Raw genomic sequence first — 22,050 nt, 5'->3', positions numbered from 1 at the left:
GGAGGCTTCCGGCCCGCCCGCGGAAAGCGAAGTCTTGCCCGGAAATCAAAAGCGATCTTTAACCCAACATTAAAATAAAAAAACCAGACCCCTTGTGTACACATCGCGAGGGGTCTACTTCCTAAATTTAACTTGAGGTGAAAAAATGAACTTACAAAATAAACATAATCCATGGTGGAAAAAATCGGTCGTTTATCAAATTTATCCGAAAAGTTTCAACGACACATCCGGAAATGGTGTAGGAGATATTCAAGGCATTATAGAAAAATTAGACTATTTAAAAGAGCTCGGCGTAGATGTGATCTGGCTTACACCAGTCTATAAATCACCACAACGTGATAATGGATATGATATTAGTGACTATTTCTCGATTCACGAAGAGTACGGAACAATGGATGACTTTGAACAGTTATTACATGAAGCTCACAATCGTGAAATAAAAGTCATTATGGATATCGTAGTTAATCATACTTCTACTGAACACGAATGGTTTCAGCAAGCAAAGCAATCTCATGATAGCCCTTATAGAAATTACTACATATGGAAAGACAGTAAGACAGATGGAAGCGAGCCAACAAATTGGGAGTCAAAGTTTGGTGGAAATGCATGGGAATATGACGAAAAAACAGGTCAATGGTACTTGCACTTATTCGATGTAACACAAGCTGATTTAAATTGGGAAAACGAAGAACTGAGAGAAAAACTATATGAAATGATGACCTATTGGTTTGAAAAAGGGGTCGATGGGTTCCGATTGGATGTAATAAATTTAATCTCAAAGGACCAAAGCTTTCCTGATGATGACGGTTCCGTTCCACCAGGTGATGGAAGAAAGTTTTATACAGATGGACCACGTGTACACGAGTTTATGCAAGAAATGAACAAAAAGGTTTTCTCTAAATATGATAGTATGACTGTTGGGGAAATGAGTTCTACAACGATTGACCATTGTATTAAGTATACTAGACCTGACCGAAATGAGTTAAGTATGACGTTCAATTTCCACCATTTAAAAGTAGACTATCCAGGCGGAGATAAATGGACAGTGGCAGACTTTGATTTTCTACAGCTAAAAGATATATTATCAACCTGGCAGGAAGAAATGTACAAAGGAGACGGTTGGAATGCACTTTTTTGGTGTAATCATGATCAACCGAGAATTGTCTCAAGGTATGGAGATGATAAAAAGTACCATAACGAATCAGCTAAAATGCTTGCAACAAGTATGCACTTAATGAGAGGAACTCCTTATATTTATCAAGGTGAAGAGTTTGGGATGACAAATCCTGGTTATGTAAAACTCTCTGACTATCGCGATGTTGAATCATTAAATATTTTTAAAATGAAAACTGAAGCAGGTATGAGCGAAGAAGAAGTTTTAGAAATCCTTCGTCATAAATCAAGGGACAACTCACGTACGCCTGTACAATGGAATGGAGAAAAACATGCAGGGTTTACAACGCATGAACCATGGATTCCTGTTGCGTCTAATTATAAGGAGATTAATGCAGAAGAAGCATTAAAAAATCACGACTCCATCTTTTATCACTACAAAGAACTAATTAGGTTGAGGAAAGAGTACGATATTATTACGACAGGTGATTTCGAATTAATTTTAAAAGATCACCGAGAAATATTTGCTTATATTCGTAATGGAGAAAATGAAAAACTTATTGTCATAAACAATTACTACGGTAAAGAAACACAATTTACTTTGCCTAGTAATGTTGAAATAGGGTCCCATAAAGTAAACGTTTTACTTTCTAATTATAATGATAGCACTACGAACATAAACCAATTTACCTTACGACCTTACGAATCTGTTGTTTATCATTTAACGATGTAATGATAAGATACATTCAGATGCATCAATTATTATGATACGAACACAGGTGATTAAAATAATGAATAATAAGTACAGTTCCATTTATGAATATTTTGTAGATGAAATAGAAAATAAAAATTTGAAACCTGGTTTTAAACTGCCATCAGAACATAAGTTAATGGAGCAGTTTGATACATCAAGAGAAACAGTAAGAAAAGCATTAAGCTTATTAGCTCAAAATGGTTATATACAAAAAATACGTGGTAAAGGGTCAGTTGTATTAGAACTTAATAAATACAACTTTCCGATTTCAGGTTTAGTTAGTTTTAAAGAGCTTTCCTCTAAAATGGGTAGGAAGTGGGTAACAGAAGTTCATGCATTGGATATTATCCAATCAAACAACGTGTTACAAACCAATTTACAATGTAAAGAAAATGAAAAAGTATGGGGTGTTATAAGAACTAGAAGTGTGGATGGGGAAAAAATAATACTAGACAAAGATTTTTTCTTACAAACACACGTGGAACAGCTTACAAAAGAAATTTGTGAGACTTCTATTTATGAATATTTAGAAGAGGATCTGCAATTACAAATAAGCTTTGCGAAGAAAGAAGTTACAATTGAAGAAGTAACGGAAGAGGATAAACGTCTATTAGATTTAAATGGTCATACACATATCGTAGTCGTGAAAAATTTTGTTTATTTAGACGACGCTACACTTTTTCAGTATACAGAATCAAGGCATCGACTAGATAAATTTAAATTTGTAGACTTTGCAAGAAGAGTGAAGTGAAATAACAGCTCTACATCCCATTTGGTTGGATGTAGAGTTGTTTTTGTGTGAAAAGATATAATTATACTAAATAGTTTTCAAAACTTGAAAAATGACTATGTAAACCGATATATAATAAAGATAAACATCGAATGGGGAAGGGCGTACAGTATGAATAATAAACGAGAAATTTTATTAGATACAGGGACAAACGAAGTAGAATTTTTAGAATTTTATTTAGAGAATTCTAGCTTTGGTATAAATGTGTTAAAGGTAAGAGAGATAATTCAACCGATAGCTGTAACGAAAATTCCACATGCACATCCTTTTATAGAAGGAATTGTAGAATTACGAGGGGAAGTTCTTCCTGTAATTAAACTACGAACAGCATTAAATCTTCCTGATAATAGTGATGCAAAAAATGACAAATATATTATTACAGAATTTAACCAGATGAAAATTGTCTTGAGAGTAGATCACGTCACACAGATTCATCGTTTAACATGGGAGAAGATGGAGAAGCCAACAACAATTAATAGTGGTCTAAATCATTATGTTACTGGTGTTGTAAAATTAGAAGATAAGATGATGCTATTATTAGATGTAGAACAAGTAATGTATGAAATTTATCCTAATTTAACAAAAGTGAATATGACGAATGAACATAAACAAAAAAGAAATACTAAAAAAGTTGCACTAGCAGAAGACTCTCCTATGTTACGTCAGCTTTTGTTAGACACGTTGCAAGAAGCGGGGTATACACACGTTAAGTTATTTGAAAATGGTGCGGAGGCATGGCATTATTTCGAGGAAAAAGTGAAAGAGGGTAAAGAGAAATTGGATATCCTAATAACAGATATTGAAATGCCTCAGATGGATGGTCATAATTTAACAAGAAGAATAAAAGAAGATCAGGAATTAAAAGCAACTCCTGTGATTATTTTCTCTTCATTAATAAGTGAACAGCTTCGACATAAAGGTAATTATGTTGGTGCAGATGCACAAATAAGTAAACCAGAAGTTAGTTCATTAATACAGGTTATGGATGAAATATTAAAAATATAGCTTTGTTAAGTTTAGTATTGATAATTAAATACTAATACCTGTTGATTTCCGTCCAAGGCTGAGACTCCTGCGGGAGAAGCGGGGAATGCGAGACCCCACAGACGCTTGCGCCGAGGAGTAGGTTTTTTCACGACAGTGAAAATAACCTTCCTTTTTACCGCCCGCGGAAAGCGAAGCCTTGGACGGAAATCAACAGCGAACTTTAACACAGCCAAAAATATAAAAAAACTACCCCATTTCATTTGTTTACGAAATGGGGTAGTTTTTGTTTTTAACGATAACTTTCTCCTAAGCGTTTGAAGACAGGTTTTTGATAAGTAGTACGCTTATGGTTAGAAGCAAGATTATTGGTTTCGCTAGGTGGTGATATGCTTACATAGGATTGTAATAATTTTTTTGCTGTGGAAAGTGACATGGATGTCTTTGGGTTTCGATATTGTTCATCCAGCTCCCCTAGATGAGGTAATTCGGCGAAGTCATTTTTTGTAGAAGGAATGTGGAAAAAATAATCTCCTGCTTGAATTAATACATCTGATTGTTGATGACTTTTTTTCGGATTTCTTGAATAATGTAGTCCTTTTTTAATTGCTTTTCCTTCTAATAACAACTTTTCAATCGCTTTTCTTTTTAATAAGTATAAAAAAGAAGGGTCTGGCGCAGTTTTCGCATGTTTATTAACCGTAAATATCGCGCGAGAGAGGTTTTCAACAGAAGGTTGTATGGAGGAATCAGCCTTTTGGAAACTATTTGGCATAAAAGTGTTTGCTCCTTTCATTTTTGTAATTTATTATACTACTTTTGGCATGAAAAAGAAAGAAGCTTAAACCGTCACTAAAGTTTGCGTCCAAGCTCCTCGTTACAAATCACTTTCAAAAAGGCATTTACAAACTGTGGATCCCATTGAGAACCTTTTCCTTCAATAAGGATCGATAATGCTTTTTCCTTACTCATTCCTTTTCGATATGGTCGGTCTGAAGTCATGGCATCAAAAGCATCTGCTACTGCAATAATCCTACCGAAAAGAGGAATCTCATCACCAATTAATTTATCAGGGTATCCTTTTCCATCTAACCGTTCGTGGTGACTCCTTACCCCAGGGATTAATGGTGCCATTGCATCTTTCGGCATAACTTGTTCTAAAATTTTTGCACCTAATACAGGATGTCGTTTTATTTCGTTAAATTCTTCTTCTGTTAGTTTCCCATCTTTTAATAATATTTGATCTTTTACACCGATTTTGCCAATATCGTGTAGTAGGGCGGAAGTTTTTAGTTGCTTTAACGTTTCTTCATTTAACCCGATTTCTTGTCCTATTAATTCAGATAGTTTACTAACTCTTAAAGAATGCCCCGCCGTATACGGATCTCTTGCATCAAGAGTAGTAGTTAAAGTTTGATAAAAACTTTCAATAAGTAATTGATTGGTTTCATTTTGCTCTTTCAGACCTTCTACCATTGAATTAAAGCCGGAAATCACTCGAGAAAATTCGTCACCATATAGATCGGTAGAACGAGTAAGTTCTCCTTGCTTTACATTCTCCATACCTTCAATTAACTGGTTAATAGGCTGAATGATGTCTCTGAATAAAATATATGCACCCAAAAAAGAAAAGAATATGGCCATTATTAAAATAATGATTGCCCAGTCCCAAAAGTTTGCGTCAATCAGCATCATGTCAAATCTAACCTGAGTAGCTAAACTAAACAACATCAAAGGGAAAATAGCGATAAATAGTGTACTGAACAAAAATTTATTTTTTATTGAAACAAGTACTTCCCCTTCTAGTGAAAGGGACATATTATAATGTTTTTTTGATAAATCTTTAAAATGTAATAGTACAGTCTGAATAGCTTTTGTCGTCAAGAAAAACTCAATAAAAGCATGCATTCCTGCAATTAACATTGCTCCAGTAGTTGCAAGTAAAACATATCTGTAAGGCATCTCAAGCCATCCTATGTGAATAAATAAAACAGCTAAAATTATCGCTGGTAAGGTAATACCTAGAAAGTGCGGTCCTAAAATACGTTTAACTGTTAAGGTTGGAAATTGATGCGTATAGATAAATTTCTCCTTTAACTCTGAATAAGAAGGTAATTCAGATGTAAAGACGCTTTTTATCGGCTGAAGGTGTTTTTTAAACATTATTAGTTCTGCAATACACATGACAGAAAATGAAATAACTAGAATAAATGCCATAATATTAATTTCTATAAATGATAGATCTAACGTAGTAAAAATCATAACTCCACCAATGCCGATAACTGCAATGGATGAGCCGAATATATAGTTAAAGATTAATTGCTTAACGAATCGATTGTACGTTGCCATTTTCCCCTCTTTTCAAACTAATTAGGTACCCAAGATAATTTGTTTCTTGGTCACTACCAAAAAACAAGCAATTGTGATATTTCATCAGTTACGTTTTTAATATATTTATGATGATTATTATAATATTAATTGATACAAAGTGGGAGATTTTTGTGTTACTAATTTACTAGTAAAAATGTGATATTTAACAGTTTCGTAACATTATTATGATTTTTTGTTATGGACGTATATATACAGCAGTCCCGTTTGGAACAATCGAAGATAGTTTTAAAACATCTTCGTTATACATTCGGACGCAACCTCTTGAAACGGCTTTTCCGATCGAAGAAGGGTCATTCGTTCCGTGAATTCCATAAGATAGTTTCGAAAGAGATAACCACATAGCTCCAAAAGGTCCTCCAGGATTTGGGGCGCGATTAACGATTACGTAATCTCCTACGGGAGTATTAAATAACATTCTTCCGACTGCAATCGGAAAAGTTTGAATGACTCCACCGTCTTTTTTCAAAGTTAGTTTTCTACCATTTATGGAAACTTCGATAGAATATGGAATAGATTCTTTTGGTGGTAAATTTGGAATGATAATTTGTTGACCCGGATATATAAGATTTGGATTGGGAAGTGGATTAGCTTGTAGTAGCTGTTGGAAGGTTCTACGATAGTCTAGAGCGATTGAATTCAATGTCTCACCTGGTCTTACGATATGAATGGCCAAGAAGCTCATCTCCTTATGGAATAAATTAATCTTTAATAGATCGGGCTTGATTAGCAAGAAATCTGCTCACCTCAATACTTAGTAAACAGCCAAGTACAAGAAAAAATATAAAGAAACCGAAAGATGGATTAGCCATGCTTTCGGTACTATCTCCTATCTATAATAAAACGGATATGGCCGGTAATATGGATATGGCGGATAATAGTAAGGGAACGGTGGGTAGTAATATCTAGGTCTGAATAACAAAGGACTAACTGCTAATCCTGCCACAAATGGCAATAATGGGAAATAGCGCTGGTCGCTAGCCTGATAATTACGGTAATGCATAGACATACGCCTCCTTTTATATTTTCTATTTATCATATGGAGGTTTGTTGGGATTTGCGCATGTCTATGTGTATAACTATATAACAAAGAGAATGTCTAATTATCCAATGATTCTAACGTAAATACAGTTAATTCTGGTGGTGCAAAAAATCGATACGGCTCTCTAGTAGTACCTAACCCTCGATTCACGTAAAGAGTTAAATCGTTTAGTTCATAAAAACCTTCCACATATTTACTCCCAAGCGGAGGAGTTATAATGGGGCCAAAAAAAGGTATTTGAACTTGCCCAGCATGCGAGTGGCCAGATAGTTGTAAATTAACCGAAAATTCTTCTGATATTTCGTACGCTACATCTGGTTCATGCACTAATAAAATGGTGTATGCACCTTCTGGTATATTCTTTAAAGACTGCTTGAAATCTGGTCTACCTAACATTAAATCATCTACACCAGCAATAAAAATCTTGCTATTGTCTATCATTTCAATTGTTGTATTTTCGTTTTTTAGCAATGTAAAACCCGCCTCATTCATAACTTCCACATAAGTCTCTGTTCCGTATCCACCATGATCATGGTTTCCGAAAATCGAAAACTTTCCAAATGGAGCATCAATCGCCTTTAATATCGGTATCAATTTTTCAGCTTTTTCGAATTCAAGTGGGTCATCCATTAAATCTCCTGTAAAAAAAACTACATCAGGTTTTTCTTTATTAATTTTCTCTACAACGTTTTTTAAATCATTTATTTCAAATGTGTGCCCAACATGAGTATCAGAAAACTGTACAATTTTTAAGCCGTCAAAGCTGGTTGGGATATGCTTATTTTTTATGGAATAATGGTTTGTTGTAATCATCTTCGGTTCCAAATAGCGCGCGTAATAATATCCTAATCCAGTCGTAATGATACCTGTAAGGGATAAGCTGAAAATATATTTTAAAAAACTTCTACGAGTTAATTTATTTGTCATAATACCAAACCCAATCTTTTAAAATTCATCATGATTATATCATTACTAAGAGTTGTTTGCTCGCATATAAATAGAATAATAATCTTTATATTCGAAATAGTTTTATTTTTTATGTAAAATAAAAGATGCAATGAATTTGGTTAGGAGATGAGCTATTGGAAAAGAAGGTTGTTATCATAACTGGTGGATCAAGTGGTATGGGGTTGTTTATGGCAAAAAAATTCGCACATGAAAATTATCATGTCGTTATTACGGGTAGAAATTTAGAAAGACTTTTAGAAGCAAAGGAAGAAATAGAGACGGAAAGTAATTCAGTTTTAACTATTCAAATGGACGTAAGGTTACCAGAAGATGTAAACCTGATGGTAAAACAAACAAGTGAAAAGTTTGGGCGAATAGACGTGTTAATCAATAATGCAGCAGGGAATTTTATTTGCCCTGCGGAAAAATTGTCGGTAAACGGATGGAAGTCGGTTATAGATATCGTATTAAATGGAACATTTTATTGTTCATCAGAAGTTGGCAAGTTTTGGATGGAAAATGGTCATAAAGGAAGCATTATTAATATGGTTGCTACTTACGCTTGGAACGCTGGTGCTGGAGTGGCACATTCCGCAGCAGCTAAAGCTGGAGTTCTTTCTCTAACTAGAACATTGGCAGTTGAATGGGGAACTAAATATGGTATCCGTGTAAATGCAATTGCACCAGGGCCAATTGAAAGGACTGGTGGAGTGGCAAAGCTTCTTCAATCAGAAGAAGAAGCGAAGAAAATTGTCGAGAGTGTACCGCTAAAAAGGTTCGGAAAACCGGAAGAAATAGCAGAGTTAGCCTACTTTCTTAGTTCAGAAAAGGCGGCATATATAAATGGTGAATGTATTACAATGGACGGTGGGCAATGGCTCCAACCGTTTCCTTTTTAACATGTCTAGGAGATTTTCCACAAGTATAAGAATATATTTGCTTAAATTAATCAAATACTAACGGAAAATGCCGTTAGTGAGGTAGTGTAAATGAGCTTGTTTTACAAACATGAATGGGACGAAGAAAATAAAGAATTAACATTATTTATTAACCAAACTTTTGCATTTTATGAACTTGCCTCGGACTTAATACAAAATAAGAAAAATGAGTCACCTGTCAAACAAAATTTACTTGAAGCAGCAAGGGAATATGTTAATTCCCAGTTCGTTGATAAGAAAAAAGTAAAAACGTATCGAATTAAAATGCAAAATTTTTTAGTAAGTGTCTTTCAAGCAAAAGAATATGACGAAGGTCCGCTAGTAGATAATGATGTTACATATTACAAAACAAATAAAACAGTAAAAGTAAATGAGCTTGCGGAAGAATTATGTATTAATTGTAAAACATTACAATCAATAAACGATTTAACAGAGTCATTTGTTCCGAGTGGTACAAAACTTAAAATACCTATATACCATCATACTGTAGTCACGGCCGATAGCCTTAGAAGAATTGCTCAAAAATATGATGTAACAATGGAGTCGATAAGAGAAATCAATCAGTTGCAAACAGACTGTTTAAAAGCTGGTCAACATTTAGTCATTCCAAAACCTTGCTAATCTTTTTAGAACGTATCTAGGGATGCGTTCTTTTCCTATTTTTCAAAAGTTTTACCAAGTGATATACTTTTAGCATGAAGTGAGTGTGAAGGAGAATTATCAGATGTTAGATCCATTAGATATTATGTCAAATATTGAAGAGGTAGTTCCACATTTTCAGGCTATATTTAGTGCGGATGCCCATGCAGTGATTGGATATGAAGTGTTAGGACGCATTACATTAAAGGATGAAGTAAAAAGTCTAGGTTCTTTTTTTACTGATAAAAATGTTCCTGAAGAATATCAAATTGAGGTGGACCACCTTATTATTTACAAAGCCATTCAAAAGCTGATTTTGGACGATAGTACGGATGTGAAATTATTTATTAATCAAAACGCCTCGCTCTTATTGAAAGACCAAGGGGAACGACTGTTAGAGTTATTTTTGGAATATGAAAAAGCTGGATTAAACCTTTCAAGACTTGTCATAGAAATTGACGTGCCTAACTCTAATGATGACTTAGAGCTTTTACAACATTTAATACAATACTATAAAACATATGGTATACAAATAGCTCTTTCCCATATTGGCCATTCTAGTATGAATATGGACAAATTCTCTTTATTATCTCCAAGTATTTTAAAAATTGACTTAAAAATGTTGCGTAATTCTTATGATATTCAGACGCACCAAGACTTTTTACATTCTATTTCTATTTTTGCAAGGAAAATGGGGACAACGTTGTTATATGAAAACGTTGAAGCTTCTTTTCAATTACAATATGCATGGAGAAACGGTGGTAGGTATTATCAAGGGTACTACTTACATAAACCTGAACCGAACTTTATCAATTGTTATTATGGTAAAGAACTATTGACAGAGAAGTTTCAACATTTTGTCAGATATGAAAAAAGAAAATTGGAAGCTATTTTTCAGCTTGCCAACGAAATACAAGAGAAAGTGCAGCAATTTGCTTTGAAAAATAAATTGCCAGAAACTCGTGAATTAGTTGATCAGTGGTTACTGGAACTAGCAATCCCTTTGACTCCATACAGCTTTCGAATGTATCTATGTGATGAAAACGGCTACCAACAATCATCGAACATCAGTAGAAATGATGATGGAAAATGGACAATTCAAGAGAAGTATTATCTCAAAAATTGGAGCTGGAGACCTTACTTTTTAGAAAATGTAATGAAAATGAGAACAGGTAAAAAAGGGATACTGACTGACATTTATAGTGACATAGAAACACAAGAAACAATCCGGACGTTTTCTTACTCCATAAATCATTCTATTTTTTTATATGTTGATATTAGTTACAGTTACTTATATGAACATAATGATCTTTTGTAACGGTACCATTATTTGTATTCGACGTATTGGAATAGTTCCCCTGTCATTGTGAGAAGGTAATAATATATTGAAACAATGGGGTGAGCATGAATGGGACCGTTCGACTTAACTCTAGCTTTTTTAGCTTTAGCCTTAGTTGGAGTTGCGATAGTATATACGTACATGGTTGGAAGAAGAACAGACACGCAGCCTAGCGAGCGTGATTCGGAAATTAGTGAAGAAGTTCAAAAACATTATGTTCTACGTAATCCTGTATTTATCGCAATGTTCGTCGGAACAGTTTTAGTTTTGCTTTATATAGCTTATGCAGGTATGACAACTAGATGGTAATACTTAGAGTCCTTGAAAATGGGCTCTTTTTTGTGGAAATAAAAAGTTTGTCTTTTTTAAAAGAGGGAAAATGGTAAATACAAGCTTAATTTGTCAAAACAGACATTAATTTTACGAACGATTTGTAAACTTTTTAATGAATGAAGTTGTTACAATGGAAATATACAAGCAGGGGAGGAAAACAATTCATGAAAAACTTCAAAAGTTTGGCTTTAATTGCTTCTATATTTTGTCTATTCTTTTTAGGTAATATATATACAGTCGCTGATAATCAGTCTTCTAATGCGAATGAACCTACCCGCGAAGAAATTTTGGACATGCTTCAAGAAGCGTTTCATGCACAGTATATGCTAAGTGAAAAATACAGAGATTTGAATGAAATAGAAGAATTACTAAGTACTTATTTTACTACAGAATATATTAAAAAGTTTTCCACAGAACATTTATTTAAAGAAGAACAAGGCTACATAACTTATGGAACTGATTTTGCAATATTTTATGTCCCGTTTTATTCCTATGATGACAAAACAAAGGTAAAATTTGATGAAAAGAATAATGTGTATCATATATATGAGTTTTTCCGAAAAGAAACGGCTAGACCAAGTTTGTTCCCAGACCACTATCAATGGGTTTCTATAAAGAAAGGTCCAGAAGGCTGGCTAATTTATGATTACGGAATGCAACAAGAAACTCCTTCTTTTTTAAATGAATACGAAGAGTCTTAATAAAATGAATGCTTAATAAAACGAAAGAGAAGGAAACAGTTATTCTTGTTTCCTTCTCTTTTGTTGTGAAAGGCTATTATAAAGCTTAATGTAGAAAATTCAATATTAAAACCTGTTGATTTCCGTGCAAGGCTGAGACTCCTGCGGGAGAAGCGGGGAGCGGGAGACCCCCACAGGCGCTTGCGCCGAGGAGGCTCCGGCGCCTTGAAAAGTGAAAGCGGCTCGTTCAGCTCCGACAAGCATAAGAGAGGGGCAGCTTGAGGGCACACTTTGCCCTCGAGATTACCATGCTAGACTTGCGGAGCTACCCGCTAGACCTAGACACGCCCGCGGAAAGCGAAGCCTTGCGCGGAAATCAACAGCTACTTTAACACAGCATGGAAAAGAGTAGGGCTTTTATTCCTCAATATTTAAAATTTGAGCTAATGTTCTAATATCAAATCCTTTAATAACATCTTTTCCTACTACAACAGTAGGAGTAGAATAGGATTGTAAATCATTCATTAAATATTTTTTTGCATTTGTATCTTTTGAAATATCTATTTCTTTAAAAGAAATTTGATGGTAGGATAGAAATTCCTTCACAATTTTACAAGGTGGACAATCTGGTTGTGAATAAACAGTGACGTTCATAATAACCCCTTTCTAACGATAACTATGTAAAGTTTGAGCAATTACTTTATTTTTAGATTAAATTAGAATAAAATGATATAGTTGAGTTAACTTCATAAATATGGTTCGTTTATTGAAAAACGAATTATTATATTGTTATAATTTTGATGTGTTCGTTACTTTCGAGTAATTTACTTTTTATTATTACTTGTTATCATTCGTTTTTCGGTTAGTTGCAAAACATTATGAAACGAACTCAGTTAAATCGTAACTCAGCTATATTGAATTGGCAATAAAATTAAAAAAGTTAATGAGATTCTATTTCTTATAATACGAATAAGTGATTAACTATAAGGAATTATAAGGATAGGATGGAATAAAGGAGTGTTTTAAATGTCAGTACTTTCAGGAATTATTAAAAGACTAAACGATTTAAAAGAAACAGCAGTAGAAGGTCAAGAGCCGTCTCAACGTTTTTTTGAAGTGAACGGACACAGAGTTTGTAGCGTAAAGTATTTCCACAAAACAGAAATGTACGAATTAGAAGTTTATGGAGAAGGTAAAGGCACAGATACATACCAATTTGACAATATTGATATGATTGCGATTGAAATTTTTGATTTAATTTCTTAATGCTTATCTAATATAAGGAGAGAGAAACCTTGGGCAAAAACATCGATGATTATATAGACAGAGGGTTAAAAGGTGCTCCAGAACTTAAAGCAAGTGAAAGAAGAGAATATTTAACTCAGTTTAAAGAGAGAATTCTGCTTGCTTTAACTGATGGGCAGGTTATTAAGCCAAAAGTATATAAACCAATTGAAACATTGATGAAGCAAAATCGTAATTCTCATCTTTATTTAGATGGTAGGTTAAATTATCAATATTTATCTAAGTATATTCGATTAGCAAATGCTAATTCTATTCCTTTTACGATGATAGATGATTTAACTTCTACAACAAATATTGGTTTAGTACTTGCAAATCCTACGTATGTAGGAAAAGAAGACATTTTTGTTTCGAATGAAGAATTTATGAAGAATCTTTAATAGTATTTCAGGTATGACAAGTAACTTTACTCTTAAATAAAAAATGGAAAGAGTGGTTGATAAGATTTGTTTCCGTTAGTACATTGTCCTCAATGTAATAAAAAAGAGAAATTGGAATCTGTTTTAACAGCTCAATCTAATCAGAATGTTATATATAAGTGCCCTAACTGCTCTTATGTTCAACGTAACATTCAGACAAGTAAAGGTTAAAAATAAAAAACAAGCAGCGTAATCGTTGCTTGTTTTTTTGTGTTAAATGCTTTTATTCTATGAAGTTCTTCTAACGTGATAATCTATTAATTTCCTTGAACCCGCTCACATATAATGTAGTAGGATGTTACAAAGGGTGTGGGTTATGGGGAATCCTGATAAGTTTTATAACATTGTTTCAGGTTCGATTACATTTGAAGAAGTTTTTGAGAAAATTCACCATTTTATTTCACGTGATGTTAATGCGTCATATATTCTTTCCATTGGAACAGACTCACATGTTCATAACAAAGAAACAAGGTTTATAACAGCAATACACCTTCATCGAGTAGGTAAAGGCGCATGGGGGTGCATAAAATCACATGTAGTGAAACGGAAAATAAGTAATTTACACGAAAAGATCTCATTAGAAACAGCATTAAGTCAAGAAACAGCCTTTTTGTTTACTGCAGAGAAGCTTGAAAAGTTGCAAGAGTTACTATTACCAAACTTAGATGCTGGGGCTGATTTTCAATTTGAAATTCACATTGATATTGGTACAAAAGGTAAAACAAAAGATTATATTCAAGAAATGACAGGAAGAATTCAAGCAATGGGCATTGAGGCAAAAATAAAGCCAGACTCATATGCAGCATTCGGGTATGCGAACCGCTATACGAAATAAAAGTAGCTTGTTTGGAATGGGTAATAAAAGATAAAATAATAAATTTGTGCTACAATGGATATGGTCAAATTTATGTGAATGCATAATATGTTAGAGAGAAAACGTAGAGAGGAAGAACAACGATGATCAGCCTCCATAGTGGTGAATTTTTAGAAACAACAATGAAAGACCTTATTATCTCTGCTGAACGAGTAGCTCACGTACAATATAAAAACAACTTGGAACATGCATTGCTAGTACTTACAAAAACAGGCTATACTGCCGTGCCTGTATTAGACCCAACATATAAACTTAAGGGATTAATTAGTACTACTCAAATAATGGACGCAATATTGGGTCTTGAAAGAATAGAATTTGAACGATTAGATCAAATGGTTGTAGAAGATATCATGAGTAAAGATATCCCATTCTTAAATATAAATGATAAAGTGACGAAAGGATTGGAGTTAGTTGTAGACCATCCTTTTATATGCGTTGTAAACGATGATCATATATTAGAGGGGATATTAACGCGCAGAGCAATATTACTACGTTTAAACAGTCACATTAGACGTTTGAATAAGTAAACGGTAAACGAGGACCTTTCCTAAAGGTCTTCCTTTTTTAGGTTTAAAAACGTTTTTGTACATAGAGAGAGAGGAAGTAGAGAAATGGGACAAGCAGTCGAAGGGCAAAAGGGGAAGCCTGCAGTTAAAAAAACAAAGAAACCTCTCGTGCTAGCAGCTGTTATGTTAGCGATGTTTATGGCAGCAGTAGAGGCTACAATTATCTCAACAGCGATGCCAGCAATAGCAGCAGATCTTGGTGGGTTTTCTTATTATAGCTGGGTTTTTTCATCCTATTTATTAATGAACGCTGTTACTGTACTTATATATGGAAAGCTCTCCGATATTTTTGGCCGTAAGCCAATTATCACATTTGGAATTATCATATTTTTAATTGGTTCAGCTCTTTGTGGAGCGGCCACCTCGATAGAGATGCTTATTTTTTTTCGTTTTATTCAAGGATTTGGTGCAGGTGCAGTTATGCCTATAGCTTCAACAATTGTCGGAGATATGTATACGAAAGAAGAAAGAGCAAAAATCCAAGGGTATTTATCAAGTGTATGGGGTATTTCTGCTGTAATGGGCCCGGCAATTGGCGGATTACTTGTACAATTTGCCACTTGGAGGTATGTATTCTGGATTAACATTCCCCTTGGTATACTTTGTATTATCGTTTTATGGCTTTATTTACACGAAGAAGTAGAAAAGAAAAAGCCGTCTATAGATTATGGAGGAGCACTTCTACTTTTCGTTTCAGTTTGTACACTAATGTTTGTTCTTGTTGAAGGTGGAGTGAGCTTCGCGTGGAATTCAGCAATGATTATTGGCTTAATTTTATTATCTATTATTTCTTTTACGCTATTTATCATTCAAGAGAATCGTGCGAAAGATCCAATGATGCCATTTTCGATATGGAAAGAGCGGTCTATCTTAGTGGCAAATGTTGTATCGTTAACGACTGGGGTTATGTTAATAGGGATTTCTAGTTTTCTTCCTGCGTTTGTTCAAGGTGTTATGGAACGGCCACCAATTGTGGCAGGGTTCACATTAACAACGATGTCTATTGGCTGGCCGATTGCCGCCACTGTTGCAGGTCGCTTATTGTTGAGAATTGGCTTCAGAACAACTTCTATTATTGGTGGAGTAGCATTAATCGCAGGGAGTATTGTCTTTATGACTCTTTCTCCAGAAGACGGACCGCTATGGGCTGCGTTTGGTTCTTTCCTAATTGGAATAGGTATGGGCTTCTCTACTACAGCATTTATCGTTTCGATTCAGTCAACGGTTGAATGGAGCCAAAGAGGAGTAGCTACAGCCTCTAATATGTTTATGCGCACACTAGGTAGTACGATAGGTGCAGCGTTGTTAGGTGGTATTTTAAACTCTAGGCTTCAACAGCATTTATCAGAGAATGGTGTTGCTGATGAACTATCGATAGACTCTACGACTCTATTACTAGACGAAGAGCGACGTTCACAACTTTCCGATAGTCTTATTTCTATTTTACAAGCGGGATTAACCACTTCCTTACAAACTGTATATGCGGTAGTAGGTATATTCGCGGTAATTAGTTTCTTATTAATACTCTTGTTGCCGAAAAAAGAGTAGTAATGGAAAAAAGAGATTTGAAAAGTATTAGTAAATGAATCAATATCATAATTACGGTTCGTTTAATGAAAAACGAATAATTTAGTGTAATGCAAAATAATATGTTCGCGATGCTACCATTCGTTTTTCGTATGTAATCATACATTATGAAACGGACTCAAATAAACAAAAATTGTATTTAATTAAAACATAGTGCCGGTTGTGTAGACGACTCCTGCGAGAGCGGAAAGGCTGGTGAGACCCCGCAGAGCCTTTGGGTTCGAGGCACCGCCTCCCCCGTGGAAAGCGGCCACACAATCGGCACGACTTTTTACTGTTATTATAGTAGTAAAAGTTACTGCATTTCTAGAAACTCTATTCTATTTCCAAATGGATCTCTAAAGCTAAAACGGTCCATATTTGGGATTGGTTTTTCTTCGTTGATCTTAATACCTTTTTCTATAAAATAGTTTTTAATCTGTTTGAGATTTTGAACTTCAAATGCAGGATGCCTTTTACTCTCTGTTTTATTAGATTCTGTACCGATATGAAGCTCAATGTCACCAACTTTATACCATAAGCCACCGTTTGCTATTAAAGAATCAGGTTTCGCAATTTCTTTCATTTGAAGTATATCTGTGTAAAATTCTCTTGCTTTATCCTCTAATCCGTGATCAATACAAATTTGTACATGGTGAATTCTTTTATAATGAATATTCATTTCTATCTCTCCTATAGCTTGAAAATTAGATATACGACTATACAAATAGAACAAAACGTTAGTATATGTTTCCATGGTAAGTTTGATAGTTTTGGAGCTACTAAGACTGCTGTTAGTGCCCCTATGAAAGAACCTATTGCCAATGCCCCACCAACTCTCCAATCAAAATAACCAAAGGAAAAGTAAACAAGAAAGGACATAATGCAACTTGCGAATGTTTGAAGACGTGATAAACCGATAGAGGTAACATATGAATAGCCAGAAGATAAGAAGCTATGCATTAACATAATTGCTTGCCCTGGACCAAAAAAACCGTCATAAGCACCAATCATAAAATAAGTAGGGGAAAATAACTTCTTTTGCTTTCTAGAAATGAAACGGAACATATCTTTAGCGTTATTCAAGAAAATAGAAAAAATAAGTAAAAATAGCGCGATATATAAAAGAGTATGTTCTTCTAAAATGGATGCACCTATCGCACCTATGACACCTCCAGCCATTGTAAATGGTAATAAGGAAAAAGCTAGTTTTGCATTTACTTCTTTCTTTCTCCATAAGGCAAAAAAGCTACTAAATGAACTAAAAGTATTGGAGAATTTATTAGCGGCAATCGCACTATGAATAGGTACTCCTAAAAACAACATTGCGGGTAAACTTATAAGACCACCACCACCACCGAGCGTTCCAATAAATGTTGCTACAAAACCAATTAACGTAATGAAAAGGTACTGTTCCATTAATATCATCCTTTTCTCTCGACTTCTCTTTTATTTTATGTGTTATTAAGTCATAATGAAATTATAAAATAATTAACAAATAACATAAGATTTACTTATTGCGTATGAGGGAGGAGATAGTAATGAATACATCTGAATTTGAAATTTTGACCGTTCTAGCGAAAGAGAAAAATATGCGTAAAGCAGCAGAAAGGCTTTTTGTTTCTCAACCCGCTTTGTCCCAACGACTCCAATCTATTGAGAAAGGTTGGGGGACTAAAATTTTTATCAGAACTCAAAAAGGTTTATTAATTACACCTGCAGGGGAAAGGATTGTACAGTTTGCTGATGAAGTGTTACAAAGAGAAGGTAAAGTAAGAGAAGAAATTAATTCTTTGGATGATGAGAAAGTAAATGGAACGTTAAAGATTGCAGTAGCTACTATTATTGGGCAATATTGGTTGCCAAAAGTACTAAAAAGATTTATTAAACAATATCCACAAGCAAAAGTCTCACTTGTAACTGGATGGAGTAGTGATATATTAAAAAGTTTATATGAAGATGAAGTTCATGTCGGAATAATTCGAGGAAATCCTGAGTGGAAGGGTGTTAAGAAACATGTGTTGAGTGATACACTCTATTTAGTCGATACCGACATAACTACGATAGACGAGTTGGCTCATACAGAAAGACCTTTTATTCAGTTTAAAAGTGATTCAACATACTATCAAGAGATTCAAGTATGGTGGCGTCGACATTTTCCGAATGCACCAAAGCGAACAATCGTAGTAGATCAAATTGAAACGTGTAAGCAAATGGCATTGAACGGAATAGGTTATGCAATATTACCCTCCGTTACAATACAAGACAATGATACTCATATAAACAAAATACCCTTAGGAAACAATGAAACGGATGTATTAAAAAGGGATACTTGGTTAATTGGATACGAGTCAACTTTTCAATTAAAGCAAGTAGAAGCTTTCATGGATATATTAGAAGAATTCGCAGAATAGTTTTGGTAGATTAATCACAAGAAAAGTAGTAACATTATGAAATGTATAATTTAGATTAAGTGTAAGGGTGAGCATAGCATATGAAAATGGAATGGAAAAACCTCTATCGTGGGGTTATTATGGGAATCAGCGACTTAGTTCCGGGTGTAAGTGGGGGAACGATGGCGTTTATTTTAGGTATATATGAACAATTAATTAACTCTATCAACCGATTTTTTAGCCGAGATTGGTACAAACAAATACCTTTCTTACTACCTTTAGGTATTGGAATGGTAGCTGCAATATTTGCTTTTAGTAACCTAATGGAATTCTTAATGGAAAACTTTATTCAACCAACATCATTTTTGTTTATAGGTCTTATTTTTGGAATAATACCGATGTTAGTAAAAACAGCGGATATAAAGAATAACTTTACCAAGAGACATTTCGGTTTACTTTTTATTGCATTTCTATTAGTCGCCGCCATGGCACCATTTAAAAATAGTACAGAGGCAGTGATTATTAATGAATTAACATTTTCAACTTTTTTCCTTTTCTTTTTTTCTGGTTGGATAGCTAGTATGGCTCTATTATTACCTGGAATAAGTGGCTCTTTAGTGTTGTTAGTTATTGGCACGTACGCATCAGCTATTTCAGCTATTAGTAATTTCAACTTTCCAATAATATTTACATTTGCTGCAGGAATTATAATAGGTTTTATTCTTTGTAGCAAAATAGTTAGGTATTTGCTAAATCATTTTGCCGTTGGGACGTTTGCAGTCATTATAGGGTTAGTGCTGGGTTCTGCTGTTGTTGTATTTCCAGGAATATCATCAAACATAATAATGAATATTATTAGTATTCTTACTTTCATAATTGGATTTTTTATTGTTCGAATTATTGGAAGAAAGAATGATATGAAAATTTAAAATCTCAAAAAGAACTTAGAGTGTAAATTACTTGTCACACTATTTTTTGTTTGGTAGAGTAAAGGAATAATGAGCTTTCATAGTTAGTGAAAGCTCCTTCATTATGCAATACATACATAGGAGGACACAAAAATGAAAATGATGGATGCAAACGAAATTATCTCTTTTATTCAAAATAGTAAAAAATCTACACCTGTAAAAGTTTATGTACAAGGTGAATTAGAAGGAATTAACTTCGGCGAAGCTTCTAAAGTATTCGTCACTGGAAATACAGGAGTTGTATTCGGTGAATGGGCAGAGATCCAAGAAGTTTTACAACAAAACGAAGCAAAAATTGAAGATTATGTTGTAGAAAATGACCGCCGCAATTCGGCTATTCCTTTATTAGATATGAAGGGTATTAAAGCTCGTATCGAACCAGGTGCAATCATTCGCGACCAAGTTGAAATTGGTGACAATGCTGTTATTATGATGGGTGCGTCAATAAATATTGGAGCTGTTATCGGCGAAGGTACTATGATTGATATGAATGTAGTATTAGGTGGTCGTGCTACTGTTGGGAAGAACTGTCACATCGGAGCGGGAACTGTTCTTGCGGGTGTTATTGAGCCGCCGTCAGCTAAGCCCGTAGTAGTAGAAGACGATGTAGTAATTGGGGCAAATGCTGTAGTTTTAGAAGGTGTAACAGTTGGAAAAGGTGCAGTTGTTGCTGCTGGAGCGATTGTTATTGATGATGTAGCACCATATACAGTAGTCGCTGGTACTCCAGCAAGAAAAATTAAAGATATTGATGAAAAAACAAAGTCAAAAACAGAAATTAAACAAGAACTTCGTCAATTATAAAAAATAGGCAAAAGGCGTGGAGAAATTTCCGCGCCTTTGTTGTATGTGTATTTTGGATATGTAAGATGAGGAGAGAGAAGTATGACTGAAAAATCGTATGTTGAAATTAGGCGTGACCTTCACCTAATTCCTGAAAAAGGATTTGAAGAATATAAAACACAAAGCTATTTATTGAACTACCTATCACGATTACCAAATGATAATCTTGAAATAGAAACATGGAGAACTGGTATATTCGTATTTATAAAAGGATCTATTGGTAATAAAACGGTCGGTTATCGGGCGGATATGGACGGACTACCAATAACAGAAGAGACAGATTTACCTTTTATGTCAAAGCATGAAGGAATGATGCATGCCTGTGGACATGATTTCCATATGTCCATTGCATTAGGCATATTAACTCATTTCGCTCATAACCAGCCAAACGATCATATATTGTTCCTATTCCAACCTGCAGAAGAGGGGCCTGGTGGGGCTTTACCGATGATTCAAGCAGAATCTTTTCATAAGTGGAAACCTGATAACATTATAGCTCTTCATATTGCACCTGAATATCCAGTTGGGACAATTGCAACAAAGCAAGGATTACTTTTTGCAAATACATCTGAACTATTTATTGATTTACTCGGTAAAGGAGGACATGCTGCATTTCCTCATCATACAAATGATATGGTTGTGGCAGCAAGCTACCTTGTTACGCAGTTACAATCAATAGTAGCAAGAAATGTTAATCCATTAGATAGTGCAGTTATTACAGTCGGAAAAATAACTGGAGGAACAGTTCAAAATATTATAGCAGAGAAAGCAAGGCTAGAAGGAACCATTCGTACGCTGTCTGCTACATCTATGAAAAGCGTAAAAGACCGTATTGAATCGGTAGTGAAAGGAATTGAAGTTGGTTTTAATTGTCAAGCTACTATCGATTATGGTTGCATGTACCACCAAGTGTATAATGATCATACATTAACGGAAGAATTTATGAACTTTGTTCAAGATGAGACGGATATTAAGTTAATCGAATGTCAAGAAGCTATGACTGGTGAAGATTATGGATACATGATTGAAAACATACCTGGTTTTATGTTTTGGTTGGGTGTAGGTTCCCCGTTTGGGTTACACCATTCCAAACTTAACCCTAATGAAGATGCTATAGAAAAAGCAATTGCTCTCATTACGAAGTACATGTCACGATAAATCACCAAATTAT

Annotated in this window: 25 protein-coding genes; 17 read left to right on the top strand and 8 right to left on the bottom strand. The window is 34.5% G+C overall.

All coding sequences use genetic code 11. The features are described from left to right. Nucleotides 1–145: 145 nt before the first annotated feature. The 3 genes from treC (at nt 146) to CDZ92_RS08605 (ending at nt 3,662) form a co-directional block, all read left to right on the top strand. Nucleotides 146–1,846, top strand: coding sequence for an alpha,alpha-phosphotrehalase (gene treC / locus CDZ92_RS08615; protein ID WP_096154836.1), 1,701 nt, complete (start codon nt 146–148; stop codon nt 1,844–1,846). 55 nt (nt 1,847–1,901) lie between these two features. Next, entirely contained in the window at nt 1,902–2,618 is a 717-nt protein-coding gene (gene treR / locus CDZ92_RS08610) for a trehalose operon repressor (protein ID WP_176483843.1), read from the top strand. A gap of 150 nt (nt 2,619–2,768) precedes the next feature. Beyond that, entirely contained in the window at nt 2,769–3,662 is an 894-nt protein-coding gene (locus tag CDZ92_RS08605; protein ID WP_096154834.1) for a chemotaxis protein, read from the top strand. A 271-nt stretch (nt 3,663–3,933) separates the two neighbouring features. Here the strand turns inward: CDZ92_RS08605 and CDZ92_RS08600 are convergent, their stop codons facing one another. The 5 genes from CDZ92_RS08600 to CDZ92_RS08585 all read right to left on the bottom strand — a co-directional run bounded on the left by CDZ92_RS08600 (nt 3,934) and on the right by CDZ92_RS08585 (nt 7,998). Then, nucleotides 3,934–4,416, bottom strand: coding sequence for a YkyB family protein (locus tag CDZ92_RS08600; protein ID WP_096154833.1), 483 nt, complete (start codon nt 4,414–4,416; stop codon nt 3,934–3,936). A 77-nt stretch (nt 4,417–4,493) separates the two neighbouring features. Further along, the gene (locus CDZ92_RS08595) at nt 4,494–5,990 is read right to left on the bottom strand and encodes an HD-GYP domain-containing protein (protein ID WP_096154832.1); all 1,497 of its coding nucleotides are present in this window, start codon (nt 5,988–5,990) and stop codon (nt 4,494–4,496) included. A gap of 217 nt (nt 5,991–6,207) precedes the next feature. Next, nucleotides 6,208–6,714 (bottom strand): L,D-transpeptidase family protein, encoded by a 507-nt coding sequence (locus tag CDZ92_RS08590; protein ID WP_406564927.1) that lies wholly within the window; start codon nt 6,712–6,714, stop codon nt 6,208–6,210. A 144-nt stretch (nt 6,715–6,858) separates the two neighbouring features. After that, the gene (locus tag CDZ92_RS19620; protein ID WP_176483738.1) at nt 6,859–7,032 is read right to left on the bottom strand and encodes a hypothetical protein; all 174 of its coding nucleotides are present in this window, start codon (nt 7,030–7,032) and stop codon (nt 6,859–6,861) included. Nucleotides 7,033–7,128: 96 nt separating this feature from the next. After that, the gene (locus CDZ92_RS08585; protein ID WP_096154830.1) at nt 7,129–7,998 is read right to left on the bottom strand and encodes a metallophosphoesterase; all 870 of its coding nucleotides are present in this window, start codon (nt 7,996–7,998) and stop codon (nt 7,129–7,131) included. A 155-nt stretch (nt 7,999–8,153) separates the two neighbouring features. Here CDZ92_RS08585 and fadH point away from each other — a divergent pair, with 155 nt between their 5' ends. The 5 genes from fadH to CDZ92_RS08560 all read left to right on the top strand — a co-directional run bounded on the left by fadH (nt 8,154) and on the right by CDZ92_RS08560 (nt 11,969). Next, nucleotides 8,154–8,918, top strand: a complete 765-nt coding sequence (gene fadH / locus CDZ92_RS08580) for a 2,4-dienoyl-CoA reductase (protein WP_096154829.1) — start codon at nt 8,154–8,156, stop codon at nt 8,916–8,918. Between the two features lie 90 nt (nt 8,919–9,008). After that, on the top strand, nt 9,009–9,578 hold the full coding sequence (locus tag CDZ92_RS08575) for a LysM peptidoglycan-binding domain-containing protein (RefSeq protein ID WP_096154828.1): 570 nt from the start codon (nt 9,009–9,011) through the stop codon (nt 9,576–9,578). A 103-nt stretch (nt 9,579–9,681) separates the two neighbouring features. Next, nucleotides 9,682–10,914, top strand: coding sequence for an EAL domain-containing protein (locus CDZ92_RS08570; protein WP_096154827.1), 1,233 nt, complete (start codon nt 9,682–9,684; stop codon nt 10,912–10,914). A gap of 90 nt (nt 10,915–11,004) precedes the next feature. Then, nucleotides 11,005–11,244 (top strand): hypothetical protein, encoded by a 240-nt coding sequence (locus tag CDZ92_RS08565; protein ID WP_096154826.1) that lies wholly within the window; start codon nt 11,005–11,007, stop codon nt 11,242–11,244. A 188-nt stretch (nt 11,245–11,432) separates the two neighbouring features. Further along, a complete protein-coding gene (locus CDZ92_RS08560; protein ID WP_157842732.1) occupies nt 11,433–11,969 on the top strand; it encodes a DUF3993 domain-containing protein in 537 nt (178 codons plus the stop codon). A 396-nt stretch (nt 11,970–12,365) separates the two neighbouring features. On the opposite strand, the gene CDZ92_RS08550 is transcribed toward CDZ92_RS08560, so the two are convergent. Then, nucleotides 12,366–12,605, bottom strand: coding sequence for a glutaredoxin domain-containing protein (locus CDZ92_RS08550; RefSeq protein ID WP_096154823.1), 240 nt, complete (start codon nt 12,603–12,605; stop codon nt 12,366–12,368). Between the two features lie 369 nt (nt 12,606–12,974). Here CDZ92_RS08550 and CDZ92_RS08545 point away from each other — a divergent pair, with 369 nt between their 5' ends. From CDZ92_RS08545 to CDZ92_RS08520, 5 genes are all read left to right on the top strand, one after another. Continuing rightward, nucleotides 12,975–13,214: a YkuJ family protein gene (locus CDZ92_RS08545; protein WP_096154822.1), complete on the top strand. Its 240-nt coding sequence runs from the start codon at nt 12,975–12,977 to the stop codon at nt 13,212–13,214. 29 nt (nt 13,215–13,243) lie between these two features. Beyond that, the gene (locus CDZ92_RS08540; RefSeq protein ID WP_096154821.1) at nt 13,244–13,630 is read left to right on the top strand and encodes a YueI family protein; all 387 of its coding nucleotides are present in this window, start codon (nt 13,244–13,246) and stop codon (nt 13,628–13,630) included. Nucleotides 13,631–13,985: 355 nt separating this feature from the next. Further along, nucleotides 13,986–14,504, top strand: a complete 519-nt coding sequence (locus CDZ92_RS08530) for a ribonuclease H-like YkuK family protein (protein ID WP_096154819.1) — start codon at nt 13,986–13,988, stop codon at nt 14,502–14,504. A 122-nt stretch (nt 14,505–14,626) separates the two neighbouring features. Then, nucleotides 14,627–15,070 carry a cyclic-di-AMP-binding protein CbpB gene (gene cbpB / locus CDZ92_RS08525; RefSeq protein WP_096154818.1) on the top strand — a complete coding sequence of 148 codons (444 nt, stop codon included), beginning with the start codon at nt 14,627–14,629 and terminating at the stop codon, nt 15,068–15,070. A gap of 84 nt (nt 15,071–15,154) precedes the next feature. Continuing rightward, the gene (locus CDZ92_RS08520; RefSeq protein ID WP_096154817.1) at nt 15,155–16,657 is read left to right on the top strand and encodes an MDR family MFS transporter; all 1,503 of its coding nucleotides are present in this window, start codon (nt 15,155–15,157) and stop codon (nt 16,655–16,657) included. Between the two features lie 334 nt (nt 16,658–16,991). On the opposite strand, the gene CDZ92_RS08515 is transcribed toward CDZ92_RS08520, so the two are convergent. Together CDZ92_RS08515 and CDZ92_RS08510 are read right to left on the bottom strand one after the other, a co-directional pair. After that, complete coding sequence (locus tag CDZ92_RS08515) at nt 16,992–17,357, bottom strand: VOC family protein (protein WP_096154816.1); 366 nt, start codon at nt 17,355–17,357, stop codon at nt 16,992–16,994. A gap of 11 nt (nt 17,358–17,368) precedes the next feature. After that, nucleotides 17,369–18,094, bottom strand: coding sequence for a sulfite exporter TauE/SafE family protein (locus CDZ92_RS08510; protein WP_157842731.1), 726 nt, complete (start codon nt 18,092–18,094; stop codon nt 17,369–17,371). A gap of 122 nt (nt 18,095–18,216) precedes the next feature. On the opposite strand from CDZ92_RS08510, the gene CDZ92_RS08505 reads away from it, so the two are divergent. The 4 genes from CDZ92_RS08505 (at nt 18,217) to CDZ92_RS08490 (ending at nt 22,037) form a co-directional block, all read left to right on the top strand. After that, a complete protein-coding gene (locus CDZ92_RS08505) occupies nt 18,217–19,089 on the top strand; it encodes a LysR family transcriptional regulator (protein ID WP_096154814.1) in 873 nt (290 codons plus the stop codon). Between the two features lie 86 nt (nt 19,090–19,175). Further along, nucleotides 19,176–19,997 (top strand): DUF368 domain-containing protein, encoded by an 822-nt coding sequence (locus tag CDZ92_RS08500; RefSeq protein WP_096156956.1) that lies wholly within the window; start codon nt 19,176–19,178, stop codon nt 19,995–19,997. 132 nt (nt 19,998–20,129) lie between these two features. Then, nucleotides 20,130–20,840 carry a 2,3,4,5-tetrahydropyridine-2,6-dicarboxylate N-acetyltransferase gene (gene dapD / locus CDZ92_RS08495; RefSeq protein ID WP_096154813.1) on the top strand — a complete coding sequence of 237 codons (711 nt, stop codon included), beginning with the start codon at nt 20,130–20,132 and terminating at the stop codon, nt 20,838–20,840. An 81-nt stretch (nt 20,841–20,921) separates the two neighbouring features. Next, nucleotides 20,922–22,037, top strand: a complete 1,116-nt coding sequence (locus CDZ92_RS08490; protein WP_096154812.1) for an N-acetyldiaminopimelate deacetylase — start codon at nt 20,922–20,924, stop codon at nt 22,035–22,037. Nucleotides 22,038–22,050: the final 13 nt, after the last annotated feature.

The sequence above is a fragment of the Bacillus sp. FJAT-45066 genome (assembly GCF_002335755.1).
Taxonomy (GTDB): domain Bacteria; phylum Bacillota; class Bacilli; order Bacillales; family Bacillaceae_I; genus Bacillus_CD; species Bacillus_CD alkalisoli.
The sequence above is the reverse complement of the archived record's forward strand: the minus strand, read 5'-3'. Positions and strand labels throughout refer to the sequence as shown.

Excerpts from the sequence above, each read along its gene's own strand:
- treC (WP_096154836.1), top strand. The coding sequence starts at position 146 with ATGAACTTACAAAATAAACATAATCCATGGTGGAAAAAATCGGTCGTT.
- CDZ92_RS08605 (WP_096154834.1), top strand. The coding sequence starts at position 2,769 with ATGAATAATAAACGAGAAATTTTATTAGATACAGGGACAAACGAAGTA.
- CDZ92_RS08600 (WP_096154833.1), bottom strand. The coding sequence starts at position 4,416 with ATGCCAAATAGTTTCCAAAAGGCTGATTCCTCCATACAACCTTCTGTT.
- CDZ92_RS08595 (WP_096154832.1), bottom strand. The coding sequence starts at position 5,990 with ATGGCAACGTACAATCGATTCGTTAAGCAATTAATCTTTAACTATATA.
- CDZ92_RS08590 (WP_406564927.1), bottom strand. The coding sequence starts at position 6,714 with ATGAGCTTCTTGGCCATTCATATCGTAAGACCAGGTGAGACATTGAAT.
- CDZ92_RS19620 (WP_176483738.1), bottom strand. The coding sequence starts at position 7,032 with ATGCATTACCGTAATTATCAGGCTAGCGACCAGCGCTATTTCCCATTA.
- CDZ92_RS08585 (WP_096154830.1), bottom strand. The coding sequence starts at position 7,998 with ATGACAAATAAATTAACTCGTAGAAGTTTTTTAAAATATATTTTCAGC.
- CDZ92_RS08575 (WP_096154828.1), top strand. The coding sequence starts at position 9,009 with ATGAGCTTGTTTTACAAACATGAATGGGACGAAGAAAATAAAGAATTA.
- CDZ92_RS08570 (WP_096154827.1), top strand. The coding sequence starts at position 9,682 with ATGTTAGATCCATTAGATATTATGTCAAATATTGAAGAGGTAGTTCCA.
- CDZ92_RS08565 (WP_096154826.1), top strand. The coding sequence starts at position 11,005 with ATGGGACCGTTCGACTTAACTCTAGCTTTTTTAGCTTTAGCCTTAGTT.
- CDZ92_RS08560 (WP_157842732.1), top strand. The coding sequence starts at position 11,433 with ATGAAAAACTTCAAAAGTTTGGCTTTAATTGCTTCTATATTTTGTCTA.
- CDZ92_RS08545 (WP_096154822.1), top strand. The coding sequence starts at position 12,975 with ATGTCAGTACTTTCAGGAATTATTAAAAGACTAAACGATTTAAAAGAA.
- CDZ92_RS08530 (WP_096154819.1), top strand. The coding sequence starts at position 13,986 with ATGGGGAATCCTGATAAGTTTTATAACATTGTTTCAGGTTCGATTACA.
- cbpB (WP_096154818.1), top strand. The coding sequence starts at position 14,627 with ATGATCAGCCTCCATAGTGGTGAATTTTTAGAAACAACAATGAAAGAC.
- CDZ92_RS08520 (WP_096154817.1), top strand. The coding sequence starts at position 15,155 with ATGGGACAAGCAGTCGAAGGGCAAAAGGGGAAGCCTGCAGTTAAAAAA.
- CDZ92_RS08515 (WP_096154816.1), bottom strand. The coding sequence starts at position 17,357 with ATGAATATTCATTATAAAAGAATTCACCATGTACAAATTTGTATTGAT.
- CDZ92_RS08510 (WP_157842731.1), bottom strand. The coding sequence starts at position 18,094 with ATGGAACAGTACCTTTTCATTACGTTAATTGGTTTTGTAGCAACATTT.
- CDZ92_RS08505 (WP_096154814.1), top strand. The coding sequence starts at position 18,217 with ATGAATACATCTGAATTTGAAATTTTGACCGTTCTAGCGAAAGAGAAA.
- CDZ92_RS08500 (WP_096156956.1), top strand. The coding sequence starts at position 19,176 with ATGGAATGGAAAAACCTCTATCGTGGGGTTATTATGGGAATCAGCGAC.
- dapD (WP_096154813.1), top strand. The coding sequence starts at position 20,130 with ATGAAAATGATGGATGCAAACGAAATTATCTCTTTTATTCAAAATAGT.
- CDZ92_RS08490 (WP_096154812.1), top strand. The coding sequence starts at position 20,922 with ATGACTGAAAAATCGTATGTTGAAATTAGGCGTGACCTTCACCTAATT.